The 1,806-nt window shown below is 69.4% G+C and carries 2 protein-coding genes and 1 pseudogene; 2 read left to right on the top strand and 1 reads right to left on the bottom strand.

Features of this window, described 5'->3' with window-relative positions:
* The first annotated feature begins 44 nt into the window (after positions 1-44).
* Complete coding sequence (locus CCN33_RS29000; protein WP_078858347.1) at positions 45-545, top strand: SCO4402 family protein; 501 nt, start codon at positions 45-47, stop codon at positions 543-545.
* A 70-nt stretch (positions 546-615) separates the two neighbouring features.
* Complete coding sequence (purU, locus tag CCN33_RS28995; RefSeq protein WP_086696343.1) at positions 616-1,509, top strand: formyltetrahydrofolate deformylase; 894 nt, start codon at positions 616-618, stop codon at positions 1,507-1,509.
* 90 nt (positions 1,510-1,599) lie between these two features.
* Here purU and CCN33_RS28990 read toward each other — a convergent pair.
* Positions 1,600-1,806: pseudogene (locus tag CCN33_RS28990) on the bottom strand (MDMPI N domain containing protein); the annotation flags it as partial.

Raw genomic sequence — 1,806 nt, 5'->3', positions numbered from 1 at the left:
CACCGGGGGCGGATGTGGCCGATGTTGTGGGGAACGTACGATCGATGACCGTGCAAGGTTCGGAGAACTCTTCCCGTCGCGGCCGTCGCTCCTCCACCATGGGCGGCATGCCGCTTAACGACATGCCGTGGTGGCGCTGGCGCAGCAACGTGCGCTCCGCGCTGCACATGCTCTCCGACCCGGCCTTCCAGCGCGACGTCTGGCTCGCGGGCGTGGAGGGGTACGGGGACGTCACCGACGCGGTCTACCGGCTGGTGGAGGACACCTGGCTGGACAACTGGTCGGCCGAGAAATACGTCGGCACCATCTTCCGGGACTCGCAGGAGGCGGCGCTGGTGGACACCGCCGTGCTGCGGGTGCTGCGGATCATGCACCAGGTCGGCCCGGACGCCCCGGTCGCCGTCTACCTGGAGCATCCCCAGTGGCCGGAGGCGGTGCGGGCCGCCCAGGACGCCCATCTGCGGCTCGCCGCCAGCGACGGCGACGACCCGGCGGCGGTCCCGCGCAGCCTGGAGGCGCTGCGCATCCTGACCACGGCCGTCTGAGGGCCCGCCCGGCGTCCGGCTGACGGACACGGGCCCCGGCCGGGCCGTCCGGCGTGAGATCGTGTAGTGCATGAACGAGCAGCCCAGCCGAGCCGCCGCCACGGCCGACGCCCTGGCGGACCAGTACGTCCTCACCCTCTCCTGCCCGGACAAAAAGGGCATCGTGCACGCCGTGTCGAGCTACCTCTTCATGACCGGCTGCAACATCGAGGACAGCCAGCAGTTCGGCGACCACGACACGGGCCTGTTCTTCATGCGCGTCCACTTCTCGGCGGAGGCCCACGTCACGCTGGAGAAGCTGCGGGCGAGCTTCGCCGCGATCGGTGACTCCTTCCACATGGACTGGCAGATCAGCCGGGGCGACCAGAAGATGCGGATCGTGCTGATGGTCAGCAAGTTCGGGCACTGCCTGAACGACCTGCTGTTCCGGGCCGGCACCGGGGCGCTGCCGGTGGAGATCGCGGCCGTGGTGTCCAACCACACGGACTTCCAGGAGCTCGTGGGGTCGTACAACATCCCCTTCCACCACATCCCGGTGACGCGGGACACCAAGGCGCAGGCGGAGGCGCGGCTGCTGGAGCTGGTGCGGGAGGAGGGGGTCGAGCTGGTGGTTCTCGCGCGGTACATGCAGGTGCTGTCGGACGATCTCTGCAAGGCGCTCAGCGGGCGGATCATCAACATCCACCACTCGTTCCTGCCGAGCTTCAAGGGGGCGAAGCCGTATCACCAGGCTCATGAGCGGGGGGTGAAGCTGATCGGTGCCACCGCGCACTACGTGACCGCGGATCTTGACGAGGGGCCGATCATCGAGCAGGAGGTCGAGCGGGTGGGGCATGAGCTGCGGCCCGATCAGCTGGTGGCCATCGGGCGGGACGTGGAGTGTCAGGCGTTGGCCCGGGCGGTGAAGTGGCATGCGGAGCGGCGCATTCTTCTCAACGGGCGCCGGACGGTCGTCTTCGCCTAGGTGATGTGGCGGGTGCGGGTGCGTCGTGGCTTGTCGCGCGGTTCCCCGCGCCCCTGAGGTGGGCACGGTTCACCGGCGTCTCCGAGTGCCCTACATGCGGCTCAGGGACGCCGTTGCCGTGAGTACGTCTCTGATCGCCTTCCTGTCGCCCCTCTGGCCCGCCGTCGTTTCCTCCGGGGTCAGGTGGCCTGCCGCCAGGCGGCAGAACTCGACTCCGTCCAGGGCCACGTGCGCCACCTCGTGTTCGGGGGTGGGGTCGGCGGGGGAGTCCAGGGGGATCAGCCACTGGCCGCCTGC

The organism is Streptomyces recifensis (assembly GCF_002154615.1).
Taxonomy (GTDB): domain Bacteria; phylum Actinomycetota; class Actinomycetes; order Streptomycetales; family Streptomycetaceae; genus Streptomyces; species Streptomyces griseoluteus.
The sequence above is the reverse complement of the archived record's forward strand: the minus strand, read 5'-3'. Positions and strand labels throughout refer to the sequence as shown.